This is a genomic window from Stenotrophomonas sp. GbtcB23, assembly GCF_019091045.1.
In the GTDB taxonomy this organism is placed as follows: Bacteria; Pseudomonadota; Gammaproteobacteria; order Xanthomonadales; family Xanthomonadaceae; genus Stenotrophomonas; species Stenotrophomonas rhizophila_A.
In genome coordinates, this window is the sequence record NZ_JAGXKC010000020.1 from 43,294 (window position 1) to 65,376 (window position 22,083).

Below are 22,083 nucleotides of genomic sequence, written 5' to 3' on the forward strand. Positions count from 1 at the left end.
ATGCCGGGCTGTCCGGCACGGGCTATGCTGGTACCACGGCAAGAAGCCAACTGGAGTTTTCCCCATGAACCAACCCGTGCGTCGCAATCCCGTCGCCAGCTTCTTCATCGGGCTGTGGGATGTGATGAACTTTACCCGCAGGCTGATCCTCAACCTGCTGTTCTTCGGCCTGTTGCTGCTGATCCTGGTCCTGTTCGTCTTCGCGATGGGCAAGGGCGCCAGCAGCGGCCGCACCCTGCAGGACCGCACCACGCTGGTGATCGCGCCGGAAGGCCGCCTGGTCGAACAGTTCAGTGCGGATCCGGTCAGCCGTGCGCTCGCAAAGGCCATTGGCGACAACAGCGCCGAGGAAGTGCAGCTGCGCGACCTGGTGCGCGCGCTGGATGCGGCGCGCGAGGACAAGAAGATCGAACGCGTGGTCCTGCAGTTGGACAAGCTGCAGCCGAGCGGTTTTGCCTCGATGCGTGAAGTAGCCGCGTCGCTGCAGGAACTGCGCGCGTCGGGCAAGGACATCGTGGCCTACAGCGACAACATGAGCCAGTGGCAGTACCTGCTGGCCGCGCAGGCCAAGGAGATCTACCTCGACCCGATGGGCGGGGTGGTGCTGGAAGGCCTCGGTCGTTACCGCCAGTACTTCCGCACCGGCCTGCAGGACAAGCTGGGCGTGGACGTGCACCTGTTCAAGGTAGGCGAGTACAAGTCCGCCGCCGAACCGTACGTGCTGGACGCGGCGTCGCCGCAGGCCAAGGAAGCCGACCTGTTCTGGATGAACGACGTGTGGCAGCGCTACCTGGCCGACATCGCCACGGCGCGCAAGCTGGACGCCGCGCAGCTGGCCGCCGGCATCGACACCATGCCCGAAGGCATCGCTGCTGCCGGTGGCGACCTGGCCAAGTTCGCCCTGCAGCAGAAGCTGGTGGATGGCCTGAAGACCCGCGAGGAAGTCGAAGACCTGCTGGCCGATCGTGGCGTGGCCGATGAAGATGCCGACGGTGGCTTCCGCAGCATCAACCTTGACGAATACCTGACCCAGATCGACACCCGTCGTTCGCCGGTGGATTCGCGGCCGCAGGTGGCGGTGGTGGTGGCGTCCGGAGAGATCGCCGGTGGCGACCTGCCGGCCGGCCGCGTGGGCGGTGAGTCGACCTCGGCGCTGTTGCGCGAAGCGCGCGACGACGACAACGTGAAGGCCGTGGTGCTTCGCGTGGATTCGCCCGGCGGTGAAGTGTTCGCCTCCGAGCAGATCCGCCGTGAGGTGGTGGCGCTGAAGGCGGCCGGCAAGCCGGTGGTGGTGTCGATGGGCGACCTGGCGGCATCGGGCGGCTACTGGATCAGCATGAATGCCGACCGCATTTACGCCGATCCGTCGACGATCACCGGTTCGATCGGCATCTTCGGCATGATCCCCAACCTGTCGCGTTCGCTGGACAAGATCGGCGTGCACACCGACGGCGTGGGCACCACCCGCTTCGCCGGTGCGTTCGACATCACCCGCCCGATGGACCCGGCCGTGGGCCAGGTGATCCAGTCGGTGATCAACAAGGGCTACGCCGATTTCACCGGCAAGGTGGCCGATGCACGCAGCAAGCCCGTCGAAGCGGTGGACGAAGTCGCCCGCGGTCGCGTGTGGAGCGGTGCACAGGCCAAGGAACGCGGCCTGGTCGATGCCTTCGGCGGCCTCAAGGCGGCCATCGCCGACGCCTCCAACCGCGCCAAGCTGGGCGGCCCGGACAAGGTGCGCGTGCGCTACATCGAAAAGCCTGCCACTCCGTTCGCGCAGTTCCTCAGCGGCTTCGCCGGCAGTCATGCCGGTGCCTGGATGCTGGGCGAATCAGGCGTGGCGCGGATGATGCTGGCCCGGTCGATGCCGGAAGTGGACACCCAGCTGCGCTTCGTCGAAGACGCCGCCCGCGACCCGCGCGGCAGCGCCCCGGTCAAGGCGCTGGCGTACTGCTTCTGCGGTTTCTGATGGCGGATCACGACCAACGGTCGTGATCTACCCGTTGCACGACCAACGGTCGTGATCTACCCGATGCGATTGTCCCGGTAGGTCACCACCGTTGGTGGTGACGCGCTTCAACAAAAAACCCGGCCAAGGCCGGGTTTTTTTATTCTTTACCGGCCCGCTTCGGCCTCATCGGCGGCGCTGGTGTCCGGTGCTTTTTCCAGCGTTTCGCGTGCGGCCTTGGCTTTGTCGAGCGGTTGCTGCATGGCGTTGCGAAGTGCCGTGGCCTGCGGTTCGGGTGGCTTGTCCGGGGCCGGAGGCACCGGGCGGTTGCAGCCGCACAGCGCAAGCAGGCCGGCCATCGGCAGGGCGATACGGATCAACATGGCAACCTCGCAGGCGAACCCAGGGACGCGCAGTTTCGCACCGCTTTGCCGCCCGTGTGTGATGGGGTGCGCCGCACCGGCATGCGGGCTATCCTGCAGTGCCCCAAGGCAGGAGAAGCAGGTGAGTGCGCATCGTTGGCGACTGGATGGACAGACCGCATTGATCACCGGCGCCAGCGCCGGTATCGGCCTGGCGATCGCGCGCGAGCTGCTGGGATTCGGCGCCGACCTGCTGATCGTGGGGCGCGACGCGGACGCATTGGAAATGGCCCGCGATGAGCTGGCCGATGCCTATCCGGATCGTGAGATCCACGGCCTGTCCGCCGACGTTTCCGACGACGAGGATCGTCGCGAGATCCTGGACTGGGTGGAAGACCACAGCGATGGGCTGCACCTGCTGATCAACAACGCGGGCGGCAACATCACCAAGCCGGCCACCGAATACACCGAAGACGAGTGGCGCGGCATCTTCGAGACGAACCTGTTTTCCGCGTTCGAACTGTCGCGTTATGCGCACCCGTTGCTGGCCCGCCACGCCGCCTCGGCCATCGTCAATGTCGGCAGTGTCTCCGGGCTCACCCATGTGCGCAGTGGCGCGGTGTACGGGATGACCAAGGCGGCGATGCACCAGATGACCCGCAACCTGGCGGTGGAGTGGGCCGAAGACGGCATCCGGGTCAACGCGGTGGCGCCGTGGTACATCCGCACCCGCCGCACCTCCGGCCCGCTGGCGGACCCGGATTACTACGAACAGGTGATCGACCGCACTCCGATGCGGCGCATCGGCGAGCCTGAGGAAGTAGCCGCCGCCGTCGGGTTCCTGTGCCTGCCTGCGGCCAGCTATGTCACCGGCGAGTGCATTGCCGTGGACGGTGGATTCCTGCGCTACGGGTTCTGAGGCGTACCGACCAACGGTCGGTACCTACCGGGGTACCGCGCAGTTGCTTTCCGACAGCACGCCCTGCAGGCGCTCGCGTTCGGCGGTAGCGGCGGCGGCGGTGCCGGGCGAGGCGAAGCGTTCCCGCCCACGTGCATCGCGGAAGCGCTGCTGCCACGCATTGCAGCGCTGGTCTTCAGCCAGCGGCTCGCAGGTATCGCGGACCACTTCGCAGCTGGCGGCGTTGACCGGCGTGTTGCCGCCCAGCGCTGTGACCGACAGCAGCACGCAGGTCGGCGGTGCCGGCTCACGCTCGTGCAGGTAGCGTCCGCCGTCCTGGCCTTGGCACTGGTAGATCTCCGGCAGTGGCGGTTTTGCCGGGCCGTCGCCGGGCAGCTCGTCGCCGGGCCTGGGCAGGTTCGCACTATCCAGGATCGCAGTGCCCCGTGGCACTTCGTACGCCTCTGAAATCATGCGCTCCATCGGCTGCGCCTTGCCGGGGACCTGCGGCGGCATCGTTGCGGGTGACAACGGCTGGACCGTTGGCGCGGCAGGCGGCGGGGGCGTCGCCTGGGCCGACACGGACACCTCCGCGCGCGATGGCGCGGCATTCATGCGCTGGATGACCTGGTGGCTGCCGGCCGGGCAGGGCTTGCCCTGCACGGTCACGTTGTCGTCTGCATCGGTGCAGCGGAACACGATCGGCTCATCCGCCATCGCCGACGACGCCACGCACAGCAGCAACAGGAGCCAATACGGTTTCATCGGCGAAGGATACAACGCGCCGGCTGCCGCGCCCTACCGGCAATCCCGGTCAAGGCGCGCATCCACGCCACGCTGCTCGCGGCTGATCGCATCGCGCTCGCTCTGCAGCGCGCTGTTGTAGCGCCGCACCAGCTCCCAGCGGCGGTCGCGCAGGATCGAACACACTTCGCTGGCGGGCAACGGGTGGCACTGGTCGCGCACCAGCACGTTGCCGGCCGGAACCACCACGTCCTGGTAGGTGCCCGGGTACGCCGACCCTTCGCTGTGCCACTGGGTACTGCCGCTGCCGACGGAGAGGCTGCCGCCGACCCGTGAGCCGCCGCCGGAGACGGTCAGCGAGCCGCCACTGGAGCTGACCGAGCCGCTGCCCATCGGCGCGATCGGGGGCAATGGGCGAGGTCCCGGCCCCGGCCCCGGTCCCGGGCCGGGATGGATGCCACCGGGCCGGCGTCCTGGGATCCAGGCGCTGGTCCACACCGGCACCCAGCGCGGATTGCCCTCGCTGGTTTCGCTGGTATAGCGGCTGCCGTCGTCGCGGATGCATTCGTACATCGGCTGCGGTGGCTGTACCTGCACGTAGCGCACCTCGCGTTCGGGTGCGGCAGGCGCGGGCGTGGCGGGGGCGCGATCGCTGCGCACCACGCGCGGCGCCGGATCGCGCGGGCGCTGCATCTCGCGCACTTCCTGGCGGCCGTTGCGGCATGGGGCGTCCTGCAGCGATACCGCCCCGTTGCTGCCTACGCAGCGGTAGACACGCACGCTGCTGTCCTGCGCCGCCAGCGGGGCGCTGCACAGCAGCAACAGGTACAGCGGGAGGGCAGGGTGTGGGCGCATGGCCGCAGTGTGCGGCCTTGCCTGTGCAGGCGCAAAGAACGCCATGCGGCTCAGGTGCGCAGGACGTGGCCGGTGAGGGCGTCGCGGATCGGGGTGGGCTGGTCCAGGCCACCGGTGGCGCCGTCAACCAGCCCGTCCAGGTCGCGCAGCAGGTTCGGGTCCAGTCCGGCACGGCTGCGCGCCGGCGGCTGGCCGGCCAGGTTGGCGCTGGTGGACACCAGCGGCCCGCCCCAGGCGCGGCACAGCGCCGCCACCAGCGGGTGGGCGCTGACCCGCACGGCAATGCCGGTGTGTTCCCCTGTGATCCATCGTGGCGCGCGAGGCCCGGCGGGCAGGATCCAGGTGTTGGCGCCGGGCCAGCTGGCCAGTACCTCGGCCCTGCGCTCGGCAGGCAGCGCGTCGATCCGCACCCAGCCTTCCAGCTGGGCGAGGTCGGCAGCGACCAGGATCATGCCCTTCTCGACCGGCCGCTGCTTGAGCTGCAGCAGCTTCAGCACGGCCGCTTCGTTGGCCGGGTCGCAGCCCAGTCCCCACACCGCTTCGGTGGGGTAGGCGATCACGCCGCCGGCGCGCAGCGCGGGAGAGGCAGAGTCGACGGTGAGTTCATTCATGGTGACGACCGTTCCAGTGCGCCGTGTTGTCGCCCGACCAGCGGTCGGGCGCTACCGCGGTCAGGCCTTCTTTACTGCTTTCTTCGCTGCGGCCTTCTTCGTGGCGGCCTTCTTGGTCGCCGCCTTCTTCGCAGGTGCCTTCTTGGCAGGGGCCTTCTTGACGGCGGCCTTTTTCGCCGCCGGCTCCTTCTTCACTGCCGCCTTCTTCGCCGGGGCCTTCTTGGCCACGACCTTCTTGGCGGCCTTCTTTCCGAAGCCCTTGCGCACCGGCTTGCCGGTTTCTTCCATCAGCTGCTGCACTTCGGCCAGGGTCAGCGAGGCCGGCTCGCGATCCTTCGGGATCTTGCCGTTCATCTTGCCGTCGCTCAGGTACGGGCCGAAACGGCCGTTCAATACCTGGATCTCGCTGCCGTCGAATTCCTTGATGATGCGGTTGCGGGCGATCTCTTCCTTCTCTTCGATCAGGAACACCGCGCGGGCCAGATCGATGGTGTAGGGGTCATCTTCCTTCTTCAGCGAAGCGTAGGTGCTGCCACGCTTGGCGAACGGGCCGAAGCGGCCGATGCCCACGCTGACGTCCTCGCCCTTGTCCTCACCCAGCGCGCGCGGCATGAGGAACAGCTCCAGCGCGTCTTCCAGATTGATGGTGTGCATCGACTGGCCCGGGCGCAGCGAGGCGAACTTGGGCTTGTCCTCGGCGTCCTCGGCGGTGCTGCCGATGGCCGCGTACGGCCCGAACCGGCCCAGCCGCACGCTGACCGGCTTGCCGGTCTTGGGGTCGGTGCCGAGCTCGCGCGCGCCACTGGCCTCGGCGCGGTCGACCGATTCCTTCTTCTCTTCCACCAGCTGGTTGAAGGGTTCCCAGAAGCGGGCCATCAACGGAATCCAGTCTTCTTCGCCGCGCGACACCGCATCGAGCTCGTCTTCGAGCTTGGCGGTGAAGTCGTAGTCCACGTACTGGGTGAAGTGGCTGGAGAGGAACTTGGAGACCGCACGGCCCACGTCGGACGGGCGGAAGCTGCGGCCTTCCATTTCCACGTACTTGCGGAACAGCAGGGTCTGGATGATCGACGAATAGGTCGACGGACGGCCGATGCCATACTCTTCCAGCGCCTTGACCAGCGCCGCTTCGGTGAAGCGCGGCGGCGGCTGCGTGAAGTGCTGTTCGGCCAGGATGCGCTCCAGCGGCACGCGGTCGCCGGGCTTCATCGCCGGCAGCTTGCGGCCTTCGTCGTCGTCCTCGGCGCTCTTGTTGTCCTTGCCTTCCTCGTACACGGCCAGGAAGCCGGGCACCACCACGGTGGTGCCGCTGGCGCGGAACACGTGTTCGCTGCCGGCCGACAGGTCCACGCTGACGGTGTTGAGCGTGGCCGGAATCATCTGGCTGGCCACCGCACGCTTCCAGATCAGCTCGTACAGCTTGCGCTCGTCGTCGGTGAGGTAGCGCGCCACCGACGCCGGGGTGCGCAGCGCGGCCGTCGGGCGTACCGCTTCATGCGCTTCCTGGGCGTTCTTGGACTTGGTCTGGTAGGTGTTGGGCTTGTCCGGCAGGGCGGCAATGCCGTAATCGCGGGCGATCACGTCGCGGATTTCGGCCAGCGCATCCTGGGACAGGTTGACCGAGTCGGTACGCATGTACGAAATCAAGCCTACGGTGCCTTCGTCGCCGATCGCCACGCCTTCGTACAGCTTCTGCGCCACCTGCATGGTCTTGCGGGTGGTGAAGCCCAACTTGCGCGAGGCTTCCTGCTGCAGCGTGGAGGTGGTGAACGGGGCGGCCGGGCGGCGCTTGCGCTCCTTGCTGGCCACGTCGGTGACGTGCAGGTTGCCCTGGGCGGCCTGCTGGATGCGCAGGCGCGCGGCCTCGGCGGTGTCGCCGTCGGTCACCGTGAACTGCTCGAACTTCTGGCCGTCCAGCTTGATCAGGCGGGCATTGAACGGCTGCGAGGGGTGCGCGCAGGCGGCATCGATGCTCCAGTATTCGCGGGCGATGAAGGCTTCGATTTCCTCCTCGCGCTCGACGATCATGCGCAGCGCCGGGCTCTGCACGCGGCCGGCGGACAGGCCGCGCTGGACCTTGCGCCACAGCACCGGGGACAGGTTGAAGCCGACCAGGTAATCCAGCGCGCGGCGCGCCTGCTGGGCATCGACCAGGTCGCTGGCGATGGCGCGCGGCTGGCTCATGGCCTCCTTGATCGCGCGCGGGGTGATCTCGGTGAAGACCACCCGCTGCATCGGCTTGTCCTTGACCAGCCCGCGCTCCTTCAGGATCTCGGCGATGTGCCAGCTGATCGCTTCACCCTCGCGATCCGGGTCGGTGGCCAGGAAGATGTCGTCGGCGCCCTTGGCGGCCTTGGCGATCGCATCGACGTGCTTCTCGTTCTTCTCGATCAGGTCATAGCGCATCGCGAAGTTGTTGTCGGGGTCGACCGCACCTTCCTTGGGGACCAGGTCGCGCACATGCCCATACGAGGCCAGGACGGTGAAGTCCTTGCCGAGGTATTTGTTGATCGTCTTGGCCTTGGCGGGCGATTCGACGATGAGCAGGTGCTTGGGCATGTCGTTGATTTCTGTGGGCAGCAGCCCGGGAGAGGGCGCTAGGGTGGAGCAAATGGCCGCATTAGTGAAGGGCAGCCGTCGAATTCCATATGCTGAACGCCCGGGTATGCGCCGGGCGTTCAGGTTTTGCGCCTGCTAGAGGAATCACGCCGGAGCCGCCTGTGTCAAGCGTCCGGGTGTGAGGGCCGGTCAGGACATGGACGCGGCAATGGCCCCGAAACCGAGGATCAACAGGCCGATCATGGCCACCGTCAGGATGCCGCTGATGACCAGGATCACGATGGTGACCGTGCCCAGGCCGCGTTCCTGGAACTCGGCGTTCTCGGTGAAGGCCCACTTGTCCACCACCAGCGTGTCGCACAGCATGTCGTGCAGTGCCTGCTTGCGCTCGGTGAAGGCGGCCATGATGAAGCCGATGAAAAGGGTCAGGCTGCTCAGGATGAAACCGAAGTAGCGGCTCACGCCGCGCAGGAAGGTGATCCGCTCGCCGTCGCTGCGCACCACCTTGATGCCCACGGCCATCTTGCCCAGGGTGGCGCCGCCGCGCGAGGCGTGGAAGCCGGCGTAGTAGCCGATGCCGATGGCGAAACCGCTCAGCATGGCCACCAGGCTCATCGCCAGGGCCAGGCTTTCATTGCCGCTGGACGCGCCGATCAGGTTGAACACCACGCTGACCGGGACGTTGATGATGCCCACCACGATCGAGTCCAGGAAGTACGCCGCGTAACGCTTCCAGAAGCCGGCGTAGACCACCTCGCCACCGCCCACCACGGCCGCGCCGTAGCCGCCGGTGGCCGCAGGCGCGGTATACGGCGAATAGGTGCCGCCGCCGGTGCCGGGCAGCGGTGCGGTGCCGTTGTCGATGGCGGTGTAATCCCCGCGCAGGTCGAAGCCGCTGCCCAGGTTGCTCGCGGCGCTGGTCAGGTTCTGCAGCTGCAGTTCCTCGACCGCCTCGGACAGCGGCTTCCACTGCGGGTAGCCTTCGCGCCATACCAGCGTAGTGAGGCTGATTTCACCGCGCTGGAAGCGCTGGCGCAGGTCTTCGACCAGCAACGGACCCTGGCGGTCCTGGCCGTCTGCGTAATACCACTCAGTCATTGCGTGCTTCCCCTCTCATCCATAATTGAAGTGCTGCTCAACCGGGGCACTGCGCGGGCAGATACTTGGTGTCGAGATCGCTGCTGCAGGTCCACGCCTGGCTCTGCATGTCGTATTCGAACCACAACATTTTGCCATCGAGTGCCCGCTTGCCCGGCACGGCAAATTCCATTTCGATGCCGCACTTGTCTTCGCCGATGCGGCCGATGCGCACCGCACCCACGTAGTCGCCGGCGTACGAGGTCGGGCTCTGGAAGCCATCGTCGCCGTTGACCGGGCAGCGGTCGGTGCTCATGGCGAACTCGGTCACCTGGTTCTTCAGCTGCGACACGATGCCCACCGCATTGGCCACGCGGGCACGGTGCTGGTAATCGCTGTAGGCAGGAAGCGCGATCGCGGCGAGGATGGCGATCACCACCAGGAACACCAGGCCCACCACCAGCCCGATGATCAGGCACCCGGAGGTCTTCTTCGGCGGCGGCGCGGCGCGCGGGTAACCCGGCGCCGAGGCATAGGCGGGCGCGGCCGGCCCGGGTCCGGTGGCGCGCGGCGCAGGCGTGTCGAACCCGGGAATCCTCGGCGGGCTGGGCACGACCGGCTCCAACTGCGGGCCGTCCAGCGGGAGCGGCGGCTCCACCGCCGGCGGCGGTGCGATCACCAGGCCGATCTCGTCGGCGACAGTTCGCAGGGGCTGCCATTGGGCAAGCCCGTCGCGCCATACCAGGGTATCCAGCGCAATGCGGCTGGACTGGTACAGCGCGATCAACTCTTCAGATGTCAGCGGACCCCGCTGCTGACGATTCCCTTCTGCATAGAACCACTGGCTCACTTTCCATTCCCCTGAATGCGCGAAGCACCCAGTGTACGGTCAGTGAAGGGGTTCCGGTTCGTCGACGAACATCTGGGTTTCCATCCAGGCATACGCTGCCTCGGCGCCGGGCTGGTTGAACAGCACCATCAGCACCACCCACTTGAGGTCGTCCAGGTCCAGTTCGTCCTGGTCCAGGGCCATGGCGCGGTCCAGCACCAGCTCGCGCTGGTTGGCATCCAGGATGCCGTGCTGTTCCAGGAACATCAGGAAGCCACGGCCTTCCACGTCGAGCTTGTCCAGCTCCGGGCCATGGAAAATGCGCACGGGACCGTCGACGCGGGCCAGGGTCACGGCCGGGCGCTGCTCGGCCAGGGCGTCCAGCCAATCGAAGGCTTTGTTGATTTCGGTGGGGCTGAAGCCGGCCTGTATCAGGCCGTTCTGGAGGGAGTCGCGGTCGCGGATGAGGTCCGCGTCCTCGCTGAAATAATGTTCGAACAGGTACAGCAGGACATCCAGAATGCTCTCTTTCATTGCCCCTCGGCCTGCGTCAACGACGCTGTGGAGGTGAAGAAACTAGGGTTTTCGACAGTAGCGGCCATGGTTGGCGACCACCTTTCCATCCAGTTCCATGATCAGCAGCATGGCCGACAGCTGGTCCGCCGTCAATCCGCTGCGCTGGATCAATGAATCCATACCCGTTGGGTTTTCATCCAGCACGTTCCACAAGCGCTGGTAGTCGGGGAGGGGGAAGGGGGAAGCGCTGCCATGCGCCGACCGTGCCTGTTCAGTGGGGGCGTCCAGACGCCAACGCAAGGCCTGCCCCAGGCTGGCGGCGGCCCCGGTCAGCCCGGCGACGACCTCGGCCGGGGTTTCCACCAGCTGGGCGCCATCACGGATCAGACGGTGGCAGCCGCGCGCGCGCGGGTTTCGCACCGAGCCGGGCAGCGCGAATACCTCACGGCCGATCTCCGCGGCCAGGCGCGCCGTGATCAGGGCCCCGGAGCGGGCTGCCGCCTCGATCACCAGGGTGCCCAGGGTCAGCCCGGCCACGATCCGGTTGCGGGCCGGGAACTGCCCCGGGCGCGCCACGGTGCCGGGCGGATATTCGCTGACCACGGCCCCGCGCTCGGCGATGCGTGCCTGCAGCGCTTCGTGCCGGGGCGGGTAGGTCAGGTCCAGGCCGGTGGCCACTACGGCCACGGTGCGCCCGCCGGGTACGTCCAGGGCGGCCTGGTGGGCCCGCGCATCGACCCCGGCGGCCAGCCCGCTGACCACGCCCAGGCCACTGCGGGCCAAGGCGCCGGCGAACTCGGCGGCCAGCTCGGCACCCGTGGGCGATGGGGTGCGGCTGCCGACCACGGCCACCGCGGGGTGCCAGAGGGTGGCCGGGTCGCCGTGCACGAACAGCGCCAGCGGCGCTGGTTCCAGCGGGCGCAGCAGGGTGGGGTAGTCGTCGGTTTCTATCGACAGCAGGTGCCGGCCGGGTTGCGACAGCCAATGCAGGCCGCGAGCGAGCGCGTCGCGGTCGGGCAGCGCCAGCAGTGCCCGCTGGTGCGGGCTGCAACCGGCGGCGCGCCATGCGGCAGGGCCGGCACGCAGGGCCTGGGCGGGATCAGCGAAGCGGGCCAGCAGGGCGCGGCGGGGCGCCGGGGCGCCACCGGCAAGGACCAGGCGCAGCAGCGCCTCTCTAGAACAGGGCAGGTCATCGGGCATCGGCTCAGGCTAGCCCGCATACGACGACGGCGCCCTGGGGCGCCGTCGTGTTGTTGCGTCAGGATGTGTACCGACCAACGGTCGGTACCTACCGCGTGGTGGGGTCGGCAGCGCCGACCCGGCGCGGTTATTGCGCGTCGGGGTGCTTGGCCGAATAGCCGACCAGCACCGGCTTCACGCCCTGCATCACCAGCGCATAGCTGACCTTGTCGAAGGTGCGGAACACCATCGCGTGGGCGGCGTACTCATCGGGCAGGGAAACGCGCCCGGCACCGTCGGTGAGCGAGTCGTCCATGCGCGAGGAGCCCGGGTACTTCATGCGGTGGGCCACATGCCGCCCTTGGCGCCACAGCGAAACCACGGTTCCGTTGTCGATGCCGTTGGCGCTGCCTGCCGAGATCGCGATGACGTCGCGCGGGCCGCCGGCCAGGTACATGTCCGTCACCGCCAGCACGCGAACGTCCAGGCCTTCGGTCTGGGCGGCGGGGGCGTGCGGGAAGAACTGCAGGTCATACGGGGTGGCTTCCACCGGCACCAGGCGGTCGCCGGCGCGCACTTCACGCCCGTCGGTCCGGCCCTGCAGCGCGATGGAGGTCACGTCCGACTTATCGTCCGGCACCTTCACGACCGTGCCCACGTTCAGCTGGGACAGCTCGTAGCCCAGCATCTCGTTGCGCTTGCTCGGCGCGGCCACGAAGTTCTTCCACAGGTTGCCGCTGCCCGGAGTGACATCCCCGTTGGCGGTCAGGTCCTCGGTCGGCTTGGGCAGCGAGTAGCGCACGGTCGGTCGGACCACGGCCCAGCGCTGGCCCACCTGTGCCCCTTCCAGCCCCCGCACGTAGGCGGTCTGGCCGGTGGTGGCGCGCAGGCGGTTGTCTTCCAGGGCCACCACGTAGGGCAGCGAGTCGATCTCGTCCACCACGCTGAGCTGCTTCAGGAAGGGTTCGACCTGGCTGAGCGGGATCGCATTGATCGGCGCTTCCTGGCGCGGGCCGGGCTGGGCCACGACGCGGTCCAGGTAGGCCAGGCTCAGCACATCACCTGGATAGATGAGGTGCGGGTTCTTGACCTGCGGGTTGGCCTGCCAGATTTCCGGCCACAACCACGGCTTTTTAAGGAAGCGCGCGGAAATGTCCCACAAGGTATCGCCCTTCTGGACGACGTAGGTTTCCGGGTGCCCGCCATTCACTTCAACGGCGGTAGCATAGGTAGCGACGGTCAGCATCGCGACGGCGACGACCGTACGAGTTCTTTCAAACATAGGTGTGGTGCCTGATTCCCCAACAGGTTCGAGCACTATAGTCCAGAAACCGGGGCGCAAGGCAAGCGTTGGCGATAGAATTGCGACGTACGCCGCTTTAAGGGCGCCCCCAAACGGTATTTGCCATGGCCATCCTGCCCATTCTCGAGTTCCCGGACCCGCGCCTGCGCACCAAGGCGGCGCTGATCGACGCCGCCGAAGTGACCACCCCGGTCTTCCAGGAACTGATCGACAACATGTTCCAGACCATGTACGACGCCCCGGGCATCGGCCTGGCGGCCTCCCAGGTCGACGTCCACAAGCGCTTCATGGTCATCGACGTCAGCGAAGAGAAGGACACCCCGCGGGTGTTCATCAACCCGGAGATCGTGGCCAGCGAAGGCGGCCAGGTCTACCAGGAAGGCTGTCTGTCGGTGCCCGGCATCTTTGCCGACGTGACCCGCGCCGACACCATCACCGTGCGCTTCCTGGACCGCCAGGGCGTGGCCCAGGAGCTGACCACCGACGGCCTGCTGGCGGTGTGCGTGCAGCATGAGATGGACCACCTGGACGGCAAGCTGTTCATTGATTACCTGTCTCCGCTCAAGCGCGAGATGGTCCGCAAGAAGCTGGCCAAGTCGCGCAAGCACGTTGCCTGACCTGGCCACGCCGCCTGACCGGTTGTTCGGCGCCGTGCCCCGGCGCCGTTTTTCTTTCTGCAAGTGGGAACGCCATGAAGATCGTCTTTGCCGGAACGCCTGAGTTCGCCGTCGCCTCGCTGCGCGCCGCCGCGCGCCACCAGGAGGTGGTGGGCGTGTACACCCAGCCGGACCGCCCGGCCGGCCGTGGTCGCGGGCTGATGCCCTCGCCGGTGAAGCTGGAAGCGATCGCCCGCGGCATCCCGGTGTTCCAGCCCGAATCGCTCAAGGGCGAACAGGCCCAGCAGCAGCTGCGCGACCTGCAGCCGGACCTGATGGTGGTGGTGGCCTACGGGCTGATCCTGCCCAAGGCGGTGCTGGCCATCCCGACCTACGGCTGCTGGAACGTGCATGCCTCGCTGCTGCCACGCTGGCGCGGCGCCGCGCCGATCCAGCGCGCCATCCAGGCCGGCGATGCCGACACCGGTGTGTGCCTGATGCAGATGGAAGCCGGGCTGGACACCGGCCCGGTGCTGCTGCGCCAGCACACCCCGATCCAGGCCGGTGAACTGGGCGGCTCGCTGCACGACCGCCTGGCCGAACTCGGCGCGCAGGTGCTGTCCGACGGCCTGGGCCTGCTGCGCGCCGGCCTCAAGCCGATCGCCCAGCCGCAGCCGGAACAGGGGGTGACCTACGCGCACAAGCTGGACAAGGCCGAAGCGCGGCTGGACTGGTCGCAGGATGCGCAGGTGCTGGAGCGCACCGTGCGCGCCTTCAACCCGTGGCCGATTGCCGAAGCCCAGCTGGCCGGCGAGCGCGTGCGCATCCACGGCGCGGTGGCGCTGGCGGACAACCAGGGCAAGGCCCCGGGCACGCTGCTGGCGGCCGGCCGCGACGGCATCGATATCGCCTGTGGCCAGGGCGCGCTGCGCCTGCGCGTGCTGCAGCGCGAGGGCGGCAAGGCGATCACCGCGGCCGACTACCTCAATGCCCGCCGCGACCTGGCCGTGGGCACCTGAGATGGCCCAGCCCCGCCAGAACAAACCGTCCCCCGCGCTGTCCGGCCTGGCCCCGGGCGTACCCACCCGCGTGCTCGCCGCCCGTGTGCTGGCCCAGGTGATCGGCCGTGGGCGCTCGCTCAAAGCCGAACTGGCCACCGCGCTGCCTACGCTGGACGACAGCCGCGACCGCGCCCTGCTCGAAGCGCTGTGCTTTGCCGTGCTGCGCCGGCGCACCGCCTATGACGCCGCCCTGGCGAAATGGATGCAGCGCCCGCTCAGCGTGCGCGAGGACGAACTGCGCGCGCTGCTGCTGGTCGGCTTTGCCCAGCTCGATGCGCTCGACCTGCCGGCGCATGCCGCACTTTCGGCCACGGTCGATGCCGCCCGCGCGCTGGGCAAGGAGCGCCAGGCCGGAATGGTCAATGCATTGCTGCGCCGCGCCCAGCGCGATGGCATTCCAGCCCTGCCGGCGCGCGAGGCCTTCCCGCAGTGGATGGCCGAACAGATCGAACAGGACTGGCCCGACCAGGCCGAGGACGTTTTTGCCGCCAGCCTGCAGCCGGCGCCGTTGTGGCTGCGGGTCAACCGCCAGCACGGCAGTCGCGATGTGATGCTGGAGCGGCTGCAAGCGGCCGGCATCGCCGCCGAGGCCAGCGCGCTGGGCAGCGATGCGATCCGCCTGCCGGTACCGGTGGCCGTCTCCGCGTTGCCAGGCTTCAGCGATGGCGCGTTGTCGGTGCAGGACCTGTCGGCCCAGCAGGTGGCGGATGCGCTGGCCGTGCCCAAGGGCGCGCGCGTGCTTGACGCCTGCGCCGCGCCGGGCGGCAAGTCCGCGCACCTGCTCGAGCGCGACCCCAGCCTGCGCCTGCTGGCGCTGGATATCGATGCGCGCCGGCTCAAGCGCATCAGTGAGACCTTTGCGCGCACCGGCGGGGGCGAACACGCCCAGGTGCGTGCGGCCGATGCCACCGACCCGGCCAGCTGGTGGGACGGGCAGCCCTTCGACGTGATCCTGCTCGATGCGCCGTGCTCGGCCACCGGCATCATCCGCCGCCAGCCGGACGTGCTGCTGCACCGCCGCGCTACCGATATTCCGGCGCTGGTGGCGTTGCAGGCGCGCCTGCTCGATGCCTGCTTCGGCATGCTCGCCCCGGGCGGCACCTTGTTGTATGCGACATGCTCGATCCTGCGCGAGGAAAACCAGTTCCAGATCGAGGCCTTCCTGCAGCGCACCCGCGGCGCGGGTTTCCTGCCACTGGGTGACGCTTACGGTCATGACTCCTGGGCCGGGCGCCAGCGCCTGCCGGGGGAACAGGGTGCTGACGGCTTCTTCTATGCACGTCTGCTAAAGAAAGGGTAACCCTGCACCGTTAGAATCGCGCCCATGCTGAAAACACGCGAATCCCGGGAATTCTGGTTGCTTGCGCTGATGGCCCTGCTGGTACTGGGGGCAGGGCTGGGCATGCGCGATCCCTGGCCATCGGACGAACCGCGCTTTGCGCTGGTGGCCAAGCAGATGGTGCTCAGCGGGGACTGGCTGTTCCCGCACCGTGGCACCGAGCTTTACTCGGACAAGCCGCCGATGCTGATGTGGCTGCAGGCCGTGCTCTATACCGTGCTGCGCGACTGGCGGGTGGCGTTCCTGCTGCCCACCCTGCTGGCGTCGCTGGGCACGCTGGCCTGCGTGTATGACCTTGGGCGCCGGCTGTGGACCCGCAAGGTGGGCCTGTACGCCGCCTGGGCACTGCTGTTCGCGGTGCACTTCACCTTCCAGGCAAAGAAGGCCCAGATTGACCCGCTCGTGGTGTTCTTCATCACCCTGGCCAACTACGGCCTGCTGCGCCACCTGCTGTGCGGGCCGGCTTGGCGCTGGTGGTGGCTGGGCTGGTTCGCCGCCGGGCTGGGGGTGATCACCAAGGGCGTGGGCGTGCTGGCGCTGTTCATGCTGGTACCGGCGCTGGCCGCGGTCGCCATGGGGTGGCCGCGCGTCCGGCTCGACCTGCGCAACTGGCGGTTCTGGGTAGGGCCGTTGGCCTTCCTGGCCGCCATTGCGCTGTGGCTGGTGCCGATGGTGCTGGCCGCCACCGCCAGCGGCTCGGCCGAATACCGTGCGTACATGAACGATATCCTTTTCCGGCAGACCGCCAAGCGTTACGCGCAGTCCTGGGACCACCACCAGCCGTGGTGGTATTTCCTGGCCACCATGCCGTCCATGTGGGTCCCGGCGTTCCTGCTGGTGCCGTGGGCGATTCCCGCCTGGTGGCGGCGCCTGCGCCGGCGCGACCCGCGCTACCTGCTGCTGCTGGGCTGGTGGCTGCTGATCGTGCTGTTCTTCTCCATTCCGCACGGCAAGCGCGACGTCTACATCCTGCCGGCGCTGCCGATGTTCTGCCTGGCGCTGGCACCGCTGCTGCCGGGCCTGCTGCGGCGGCGCGACGTGCAATGGGTGCTGGGCGGCTTCGCGCTCCTGCTTACCGTCGCGCTGCTGGGGATCGGCGTGGCCATGCTTGGCGGTGAGCCCAGCTTCGAGCGCAAGCTCATCCTTGAGCGGGGCATCGACACCTCGGTGACCGCCGCGCTGGGCTGGGTCGGCATCGCACTGGGCAGCTGGGGCGTGGTCAGCCTGGTGTTCAGCGGTGCGCGTCGTTTCCACCTGGCGGTGGTGTCGATCCTGGCCATGGCATGGGTGGCCTACGGGCTGGTGGGCTACCCGCTGTTCAACGATTCAAGTTCGGCGCGCGGATTGATGTACCAGGTGGGCCAGCGCATCGGCCCGGATGCCGAGCTGGGCCTGGTGGGCTGGAAGGAACAGAACCTGCTCATGTCCGACCGGCCGGTGCGCACCTTCGGCTTCAAGCGGCGCTGGTACCTGCAGCTGCAGGACGGCCGGGCATGGCAGGCACAGGCGCCCGAGCAGCGCTGGCTGCTCGTGCAGCAGGCCGCACTGCTGGCCTGCGTGGACCGGGCCCAGGCCGAGCGCGTGGGGGTGGCCAATCGGCGGGGCTGGTGGCTGGTACCGGCGCGTGCGTTCGCAGGGCCCTGCCAGCCCAGTGCCGTGGACCTGGCGCGGATACGCCGCGAGCAGGGCAAGGAAGAGGGCGAGGACTGACCCTGCGCTCATGGATCATTCCCGACCGATCAGCGACAATGCCGCCCGCTCCGCCCGAGTCGCATTGAACGTGAACAACGCGCTTCCCCGTACCGCCGGCGTCCACCCTGTCCTGGCCTGGGTGTTCACGATCGCGCTTGGCCTGTCGCCGGTACTGCTGATGTCCACGATGGACGGCGGCAGCGCGGGCTATTACGGGCTGGTGCTTCTCAGCTTCATCGTGCTGGCCTGGGTGCGTCGCCCGGCCGTCGGCACCGTCTGGTGCAACAACCGCCGCGAGTACCTGTGGATGGTGGCAGGCATGGGCGTGATGCTGCTGGGCGTGCTGACCAGCCTTGCCGTGCATGGCATCTGGAAGGGGTCGGAAACCGAAAAAGCGGTGCGTTTCCTCACCGTGGGCTTGATTCTCGCCGCCGCGTTGCGCATGCCGCGCCCTGTCCTGGCCCATGCCGCGTTCGGCCTGCTGGCCGGCATCTGGTATGCCGTGATCAACGTGGCCTGGCTGGTGCTGAGCACCGGTGCGCGCCCTGCGACCCGCCAGTTCAACGCCGTCACCTACGGCGACCTGACCCTGTTGTTCTCGGTGATCGCCTTCCTGTTGCTGGGCCTGCGCATCACCCGCTTCCGCCGCACCGAATTCGCACTCAAGCTGGTCAGCGGCATCGCCGGGATCGGGGCCTTCCTGGCCACGCAGACCCGTGGCGGCCTGCTGGCCATTCCGTTCTTCCTGTTCATCGCGCTGCTGGTGCAGGGGCGCCGCATGAACCGCTTCAAGGTCCTGGCCGCTGCGCTGCTGCTGGGCCTGGCCGGCATCATCGTGGCCAGCGACGCCTCGATGCGCGAGCGCATCCACCTTGGCGTGAGCGAGTTCGACCAGTGCCAGGTGGCGCACCTCTCCGATACCTCGGTATGCATCCGCCTGCAGCTGTGGAGCGCGGCCGGCCACATGATCCGCAGCGAGCCGCTGTTCGGCGTGGGCGGCGGTGACCGCTTCCGCGAGGAGCTGGCGCAGCTGGCCGAGGCCAAGCAGGTCACCCCGACGGTGGCGCGCGACTTCGGCGAAACCCACAACGACCTGCTGTACTTCCTGGCCACCTACGGCGTGCTGGGCGGGTTGGGCCTGGTACTGCTCTACATCGCGCCGGGCTGGGTGTTCGCCAGGCGCCTGCGGTTGGGCGTGACCGACCGGCCCACCCGCCTGTTCGCCGGTGCGGGCCTGATGATCTGCGTGGGCTTTGCGGTGTTCGGCCTGACCGAAATGATGTTCCGCGACATGCGCACCGCCTCGTTCTACGCCACCTGGATCGCCTTCTTCCTGGCCCTGTCCGACCCCCTGCGCCTGCGCACCCCAACCGACGTGTAGTGCCGACGTGTAGAGCCGACGTGTAGAGCCGACTGTTAGTCGGCTGCTAATCGGCTGCCCCACCCAACACCGCCACATAACCAGCTTCAGTCAACGCACTGAACGTCTCCAACCCGAACGCTTCCACCGCATGCGCGCGCGCGGCCTGGCCGACGGCCGGCAATGTCTGCCGCTGCTCATACAGCGCCACCACCTGTGCGGCAATGGCTGCCACGTTCCGCACCGGCACGATCCAGCCGTTGTGCCCATGCGTGATGTTCTCAGGCAAACCCGCGTAATCGCTGACCATCACCGGCTTGCCCATCGCCATCATTTCGCGGCAGGCAAACGAGATGGTTTCCACATCGTAGGACAGCACGAAGCCCGCATCGCCGCTGGCCACGAACGGGCGGATGTCCTCCAGCAGCCCGGCAAAATGCACCTGCCCGGACACGCCAAGCTGTTCCACTTCCGCCACCAGAAGCGGGTCGGGCTCGCGTCCGGCCACGGCCATGTGCACCTTGCCGCGCAGCGGTTCGGGCAGGGTGGCGATGGCGCGGGCCAGGTCGATCCAGCCCTTGTGGCCATCGGTGCCGGCATTGCTGACCAGCACCAGTGCATCCGGGTCGAGGGTCCAGCGCGCGCGCAGGGCCGCGCCATCGGCGGGCGCAACCGGCGAAAAGCGCTGCAGGTCCACCCCGTTGCGCACCACGTCGATCGGGCAGCGCCGGTACGGGCTGTCCAGCAGCATCTGCCGGGTGTGTTCGGACACGGCGATCACCCGGTCGGTGCCCCAGCGTGCGCGCACGGCATTGCCGAAAGTATTGCTGGATTTGCTGTTGTGCTTGGTGAACACCAGCTTGGGCCGCCGGGACAGACCCGCCACGGCCTCCATGGCCACCCGGTGATCGCGTGCGCCGTTGGCATGCACGATATCGATGGCGTGCTCGCGGATCAGCCCGCGCAGCGTGCGCAGGTCTGCCCACTGCCGGCCCAGCGTGGCCAGGCCGCTGCTGAAGGCGATCTCCACCGGCTCGGCGATGCGCTCCTGGCGCACTACCCGCAGTATCCGGCTGCCGCCGGGTGCGGCCATGAACAGCTGATGGCGCGGCGACAGTGCGCGCGCCAGCGACGCCAGGTAGGTGGTGTGCCCACCGCCATCACCGGCGTGGAAGTTGGTGTAGAGGATCTTCATGGGGGCCTTCGGTAATACGCCCCCAAAGTCTGACATACCCGTGTTCAGGGAGTGTCGCCAACGTCCCGTGGCGGATCGCTGACCGGCTGCCCGTGCTGCAGCATCCACAGCATGATGGTCTTCTGCCGCACGTAGTTGGCGCGCACGTAGGCATACACCAGGCCATGCCAGCCATCGCGGAAACCGCCGCGCAGCAGCAGCCCCCGCCAGAAGCGCCACGCCGGGGCCAGCACCAGCTTGGCCAGCGTGGCGCGCTTGCCGCGCGCGAACTCGTGCTCGGCCATCATCCGCGCATAGCGCTGGGTCTTGGCCAGCTGCTGCTCCAGCGAGCGGTAGGGGTAGTGGATCAGGTCGCCGCGCAGCGTCCCCACGCTGCCATCCACGCTGGCCGCCTCATGGATCTCGCGCTTGCCGCGCCAGCCGCCGTGGCGGCGGTCGAACAGCCGCAGCACCCGGTCCGGGTAGGCATTGCCATGGCGCAGGAACTTGCCGAAGTACTCGGAAAGCCGGGCAAAGCGATAGCCATGGTGGCCGGTGAAGCCCACCGCCTGGGCGGCGAGGATCGCTGCGCGCAGGTCGTCGCTGATGCGTTCGTCGGCATCCAGGCACAGCACCCAGTCGTGCGTGGCCTGCGCCACGCAGAATGCCTTCTGGCTGCGGAAGCCGTCGAACGGGCGTTGCAGCACCCGCGCCCCGGCGGCCGTGGCGATGGCCACCGTGGCATCGGTGGAATACGAGTCCACCACGATGACCTCATCGCAGAAGGCCAGCGAGGCCAGGCAGTCGCCGATGCGGTCGGCTTCATTGAACGCGATAATGCAGGCCGAGATGCGAGGCCGTTCAACGGGAGCGGTCGTGGAGGACATGATGGCCGAGTACCTGCTGTTTGCGACGGAACGCTATGCGTTGCCTATTCTCGCCCCGTTGGCCCAGGCGTTGCACGCCTCCGGTCAATCGGTGTCGGCGTGGTTTGCCGACGGAGCGGCCGGGGCCAGCCTGCCAGGCGTGCCCAACGTTGGCCTGCAGCAGGCGCTGGCGCTGCGCCCGCGCGCGGTGTTCAGCGCGGCCAACTGGGTGCCGCCGTTCATTGCCGGGGCCAAGGTGCAGGTCTTCCATGGCTTCAACGTGCAGAAGCGCGACAGTGCCCGTGGCCACTTCCGCGTACGCGGGCTGTTCGACCTGTACTGCACCCAGGGCCCGGCCACCACCACCCCGTTCCGCGAGCTGGCCGCACGTGAGGGCCACTTCGCGGTAGCCGAGACCGGCTGGCCCAAGCTCGACCCGCTGTTCCTGGACGACGGCGGCGCCAGTGCGGCGCTGCGCGCGCCCGCGCAGGGGCGGCCGGTGATCCTGTTCGGCTCCACCTTCACCGAGCGCCTCAGTGCGGCCCCGCACCTCTACGAGCAGATCGCCGGGGACATCGCACGGGGCGGCCACTACTGGCTGCTGACCCTGCACCCCAAGTGCCCGCCGGAGTTGTTCGCGCGCTACCGCGCACTGGCCGGCGCCAACGCCGCCTTCATCGAACCGGAGCAGGTGATGGCCGCGCAGCGCGCCGCCGATGTGCTGGTGTCGGACACCTCCTCGATCGTCTCCGAGTTCGTGGTGCAGCACAAACCCGTGGTGACCTTCCGCAACCGCGTCCCGCAGCCGCACATGATCGATTTCGACGATCCGGCCCAGCTGCCGGCGATGCTGGCACGCGCGCTGCACCCGGAGCCGGCGTTGATGGCGGAGATCCGCCGCTACGCCGACGACATCCACCCGTGGCGAGACGGCCGCTCCAGCGAGCGCGTGATCGCCGCCACCGAGGATTTCCTTGCAGGCGAGTTGGGCACCCTGAAGCGCAAGCCGTTCGGCGCCTGGACGCGCGGCCTGCAGATCCGCAGGGACCTGGGCTATTGGGGCCCCTCAAAGCGATAACGAAGCCGCCCGAGCGACCAAGGCTCGTAGTGACAC

The 22,083-nt window shown here is 68.2% G+C and carries 20 protein-coding genes; 8 read left to right on the top strand and 12 right to left on the bottom strand.

Features of this window, described 5'->3' with window-relative positions; genetic code table 11:
• Window positions 1-64 precede the first annotated feature (64 nt).
• Window positions 65-1,969: a signal peptide peptidase SppA gene (gene sppA, locus KVS69_RS10250; RefSeq protein WP_068854181.1), complete on the top strand. Its 1,905-nt coding sequence runs from the start codon at window positions 65-67 to the stop codon at window positions 1,967-1,969.
• 146 nt (window positions 1,970-2,115) lie between these two features.
• Here the strand turns inward: sppA and KVS69_RS10255 are convergent, their stop codons facing one another.
• Window positions 2,116-2,331, bottom strand: a complete 216-nt coding sequence (locus KVS69_RS10255) for a hypothetical protein (RefSeq protein WP_217537978.1) — start codon at window positions 2,329-2,331, stop codon at window positions 2,116-2,118.
• A 121-nt stretch (window positions 2,332-2,452) separates the two neighbouring features.
• Here KVS69_RS10255 and KVS69_RS10260 point away from each other — a divergent pair, with 121 nt between their 5' ends.
• The gene (locus KVS69_RS10260) at window positions 2,453-3,229 is read left to right on the top strand and encodes an SDR family oxidoreductase (protein ID WP_068854179.1); all 777 of its coding nucleotides are present in this window, start codon (window positions 2,453-2,455) and stop codon (window positions 3,227-3,229) included.
• Between the two features lie 24 nt (window positions 3,230-3,253).
• Here KVS69_RS10260 and KVS69_RS10265 read toward each other — a convergent pair whose 3' ends face one another.
• The 9 genes from KVS69_RS10265 to KVS69_RS10305 all read right to left on the bottom strand — a co-directional run bounded on the left by KVS69_RS10265 (window position 3,254) and on the right by KVS69_RS10305 (window position 12,860).
• Window positions 3,254-3,973, bottom strand: coding sequence for a DUF4124 domain-containing protein (locus KVS69_RS10265; protein ID WP_217537979.1), 720 nt, complete (start codon window positions 3,971-3,973; stop codon window positions 3,254-3,256).
• A 33-nt stretch (window positions 3,974-4,006) separates the two neighbouring features.
• Window positions 4,007-4,807 carry a DUF4124 domain-containing protein gene (locus tag KVS69_RS10270; protein WP_217537980.1) on the bottom strand — a complete coding sequence of 267 codons (801 nt, stop codon included), beginning with the start codon at window positions 4,805-4,807 and terminating at the stop codon, window positions 4,007-4,009.
• Window positions 4,808-4,857: 50 nt separating this feature from the next.
• Window positions 4,858-5,418 (bottom strand): Sua5/YciO/YrdC/YwlC family protein, encoded by a 561-nt coding sequence (locus KVS69_RS10275; protein WP_217537981.1) that lies wholly within the window; start codon window positions 5,416-5,418, stop codon window positions 4,858-4,860.
• Window positions 5,419-5,478: 60 nt separating this feature from the next.
• Window positions 5,479-7,977 carry a DNA topoisomerase I gene (locus tag KVS69_RS10280; RefSeq protein WP_068854175.1) on the bottom strand — a complete coding sequence of 833 codons (2,499 nt, stop codon included), beginning with the start codon at window positions 7,975-7,977 and terminating at the stop codon, window positions 5,479-5,481.
• Window positions 7,978-8,166: 189 nt separating this feature from the next.
• A complete protein-coding gene (locus KVS69_RS10285; protein WP_217537982.1) occupies window positions 8,167-9,075 on the bottom strand; it encodes an RDD family protein in 909 nt (302 codons plus the stop codon).
• Window positions 9,076-9,112: 37 nt separating this feature from the next.
• Window positions 9,113-9,904: a pilin gene (locus KVS69_RS10290; RefSeq protein ID WP_217537983.1), complete on the bottom strand. Its 792-nt coding sequence runs from the start codon at window positions 9,902-9,904 to the stop codon at window positions 9,113-9,115.
• 39 nt (window positions 9,905-9,943) lie between these two features.
• Window positions 9,944-10,417 carry a DUF494 family protein gene (locus KVS69_RS10295; protein WP_068854172.1) on the bottom strand — a complete coding sequence of 158 codons (474 nt, stop codon included), beginning with the start codon at window positions 10,415-10,417 and terminating at the stop codon, window positions 9,944-9,946.
• 42 nt (window positions 10,418-10,459) lie between these two features.
• Window positions 10,460-11,599 (bottom strand): DNA-processing protein DprA, encoded by a 1,140-nt coding sequence (gene dprA / locus KVS69_RS10300; protein ID WP_217537984.1) that lies wholly within the window; start codon window positions 11,597-11,599, stop codon window positions 10,460-10,462.
• Window positions 11,600-11,726: 127 nt separating this feature from the next.
• Complete coding sequence (locus KVS69_RS10305; protein WP_068854170.1) at window positions 11,727-12,860, bottom strand: LysM peptidoglycan-binding domain-containing protein; 1,134 nt, start codon at window positions 12,858-12,860, stop codon at window positions 11,727-11,729.
• A gap of 125 nt (window positions 12,861-12,985) precedes the next feature.
• Here KVS69_RS10305 and def point away from each other — a divergent pair, with 125 nt between their 5' ends.
• The 5 genes from def (at window position 12,986) to KVS69_RS10330 (ending at window position 18,950) form a co-directional block, all read left to right on the top strand.
• The gene (gene def / locus KVS69_RS10310) at window positions 12,986-13,498 is read left to right on the top strand and encodes a peptide deformylase (RefSeq protein ID WP_217537985.1); all 513 of its coding nucleotides are present in this window, start codon (window positions 12,986-12,988) and stop codon (window positions 13,496-13,498) included.
• Window positions 13,499-13,572: 74 nt separating this feature from the next.
• A complete protein-coding gene (fmt, locus tag KVS69_RS10315) occupies window positions 13,573-14,496 on the top strand; it encodes a methionyl-tRNA formyltransferase (protein ID WP_217537986.1) in 924 nt (307 codons plus the stop codon).
• 1 nt (window position 14,497) lies between these two features.
• Window positions 14,498-15,838 carry a 16S rRNA (cytosine(967)-C(5))-methyltransferase RsmB gene (rsmB, locus tag KVS69_RS10320; RefSeq protein ID WP_217537987.1) on the top strand — a complete coding sequence of 447 codons (1,341 nt, stop codon included), beginning with the start codon at window positions 14,498-14,500 and terminating at the stop codon, window positions 15,836-15,838.
• Window positions 15,839-15,862: 24 nt separating this feature from the next.
• Window positions 15,863-17,587, top strand: coding sequence for a glycosyltransferase family 39 protein (locus tag KVS69_RS10325; RefSeq protein WP_217537988.1), 1,725 nt, complete (start codon window positions 15,863-15,865; stop codon window positions 17,585-17,587).
• Window positions 17,588-17,657: 70 nt separating this feature from the next.
• On the top strand, window positions 17,658-18,950 hold the full coding sequence (locus tag KVS69_RS10330; protein WP_345776802.1) for an O-antigen ligase family protein: 1,293 nt from the start codon (window positions 17,658-17,660) through the stop codon (window positions 18,948-18,950).
• A 46-nt stretch (window positions 18,951-18,996) separates the two neighbouring features.
• Here KVS69_RS10330 and KVS69_RS10335 read toward each other — a convergent pair whose 3' ends face one another.
• On the bottom strand, window positions 18,997-20,124 hold the full coding sequence (locus KVS69_RS10335) for a glycosyltransferase (RefSeq protein WP_217537990.1): 1,128 nt from the start codon (window positions 20,122-20,124) through the stop codon (window positions 18,997-18,999).
• A 44-nt stretch (window positions 20,125-20,168) separates the two neighbouring features.
• Entirely contained in the window at window positions 20,169-20,990 is an 822-nt protein-coding gene (locus KVS69_RS10340) for a glycosyltransferase family 2 protein (protein ID WP_068854164.1), read from the bottom strand.
• Here KVS69_RS10340 and KVS69_RS10345 point away from each other — a divergent pair.
• On the top strand, window positions 20,989-22,047 hold the full coding sequence (locus tag KVS69_RS10345; RefSeq protein WP_217537994.1) for a CDP-glycerol glycerophosphotransferase family protein: 1,059 nt from the start codon (window positions 20,989-20,991) through the stop codon (window positions 22,045-22,047). The genes KVS69_RS10340 and KVS69_RS10345 overlap by 2 nt on opposite strands.
• Window positions 22,048-22,083: the final 36 nt, after the last annotated feature.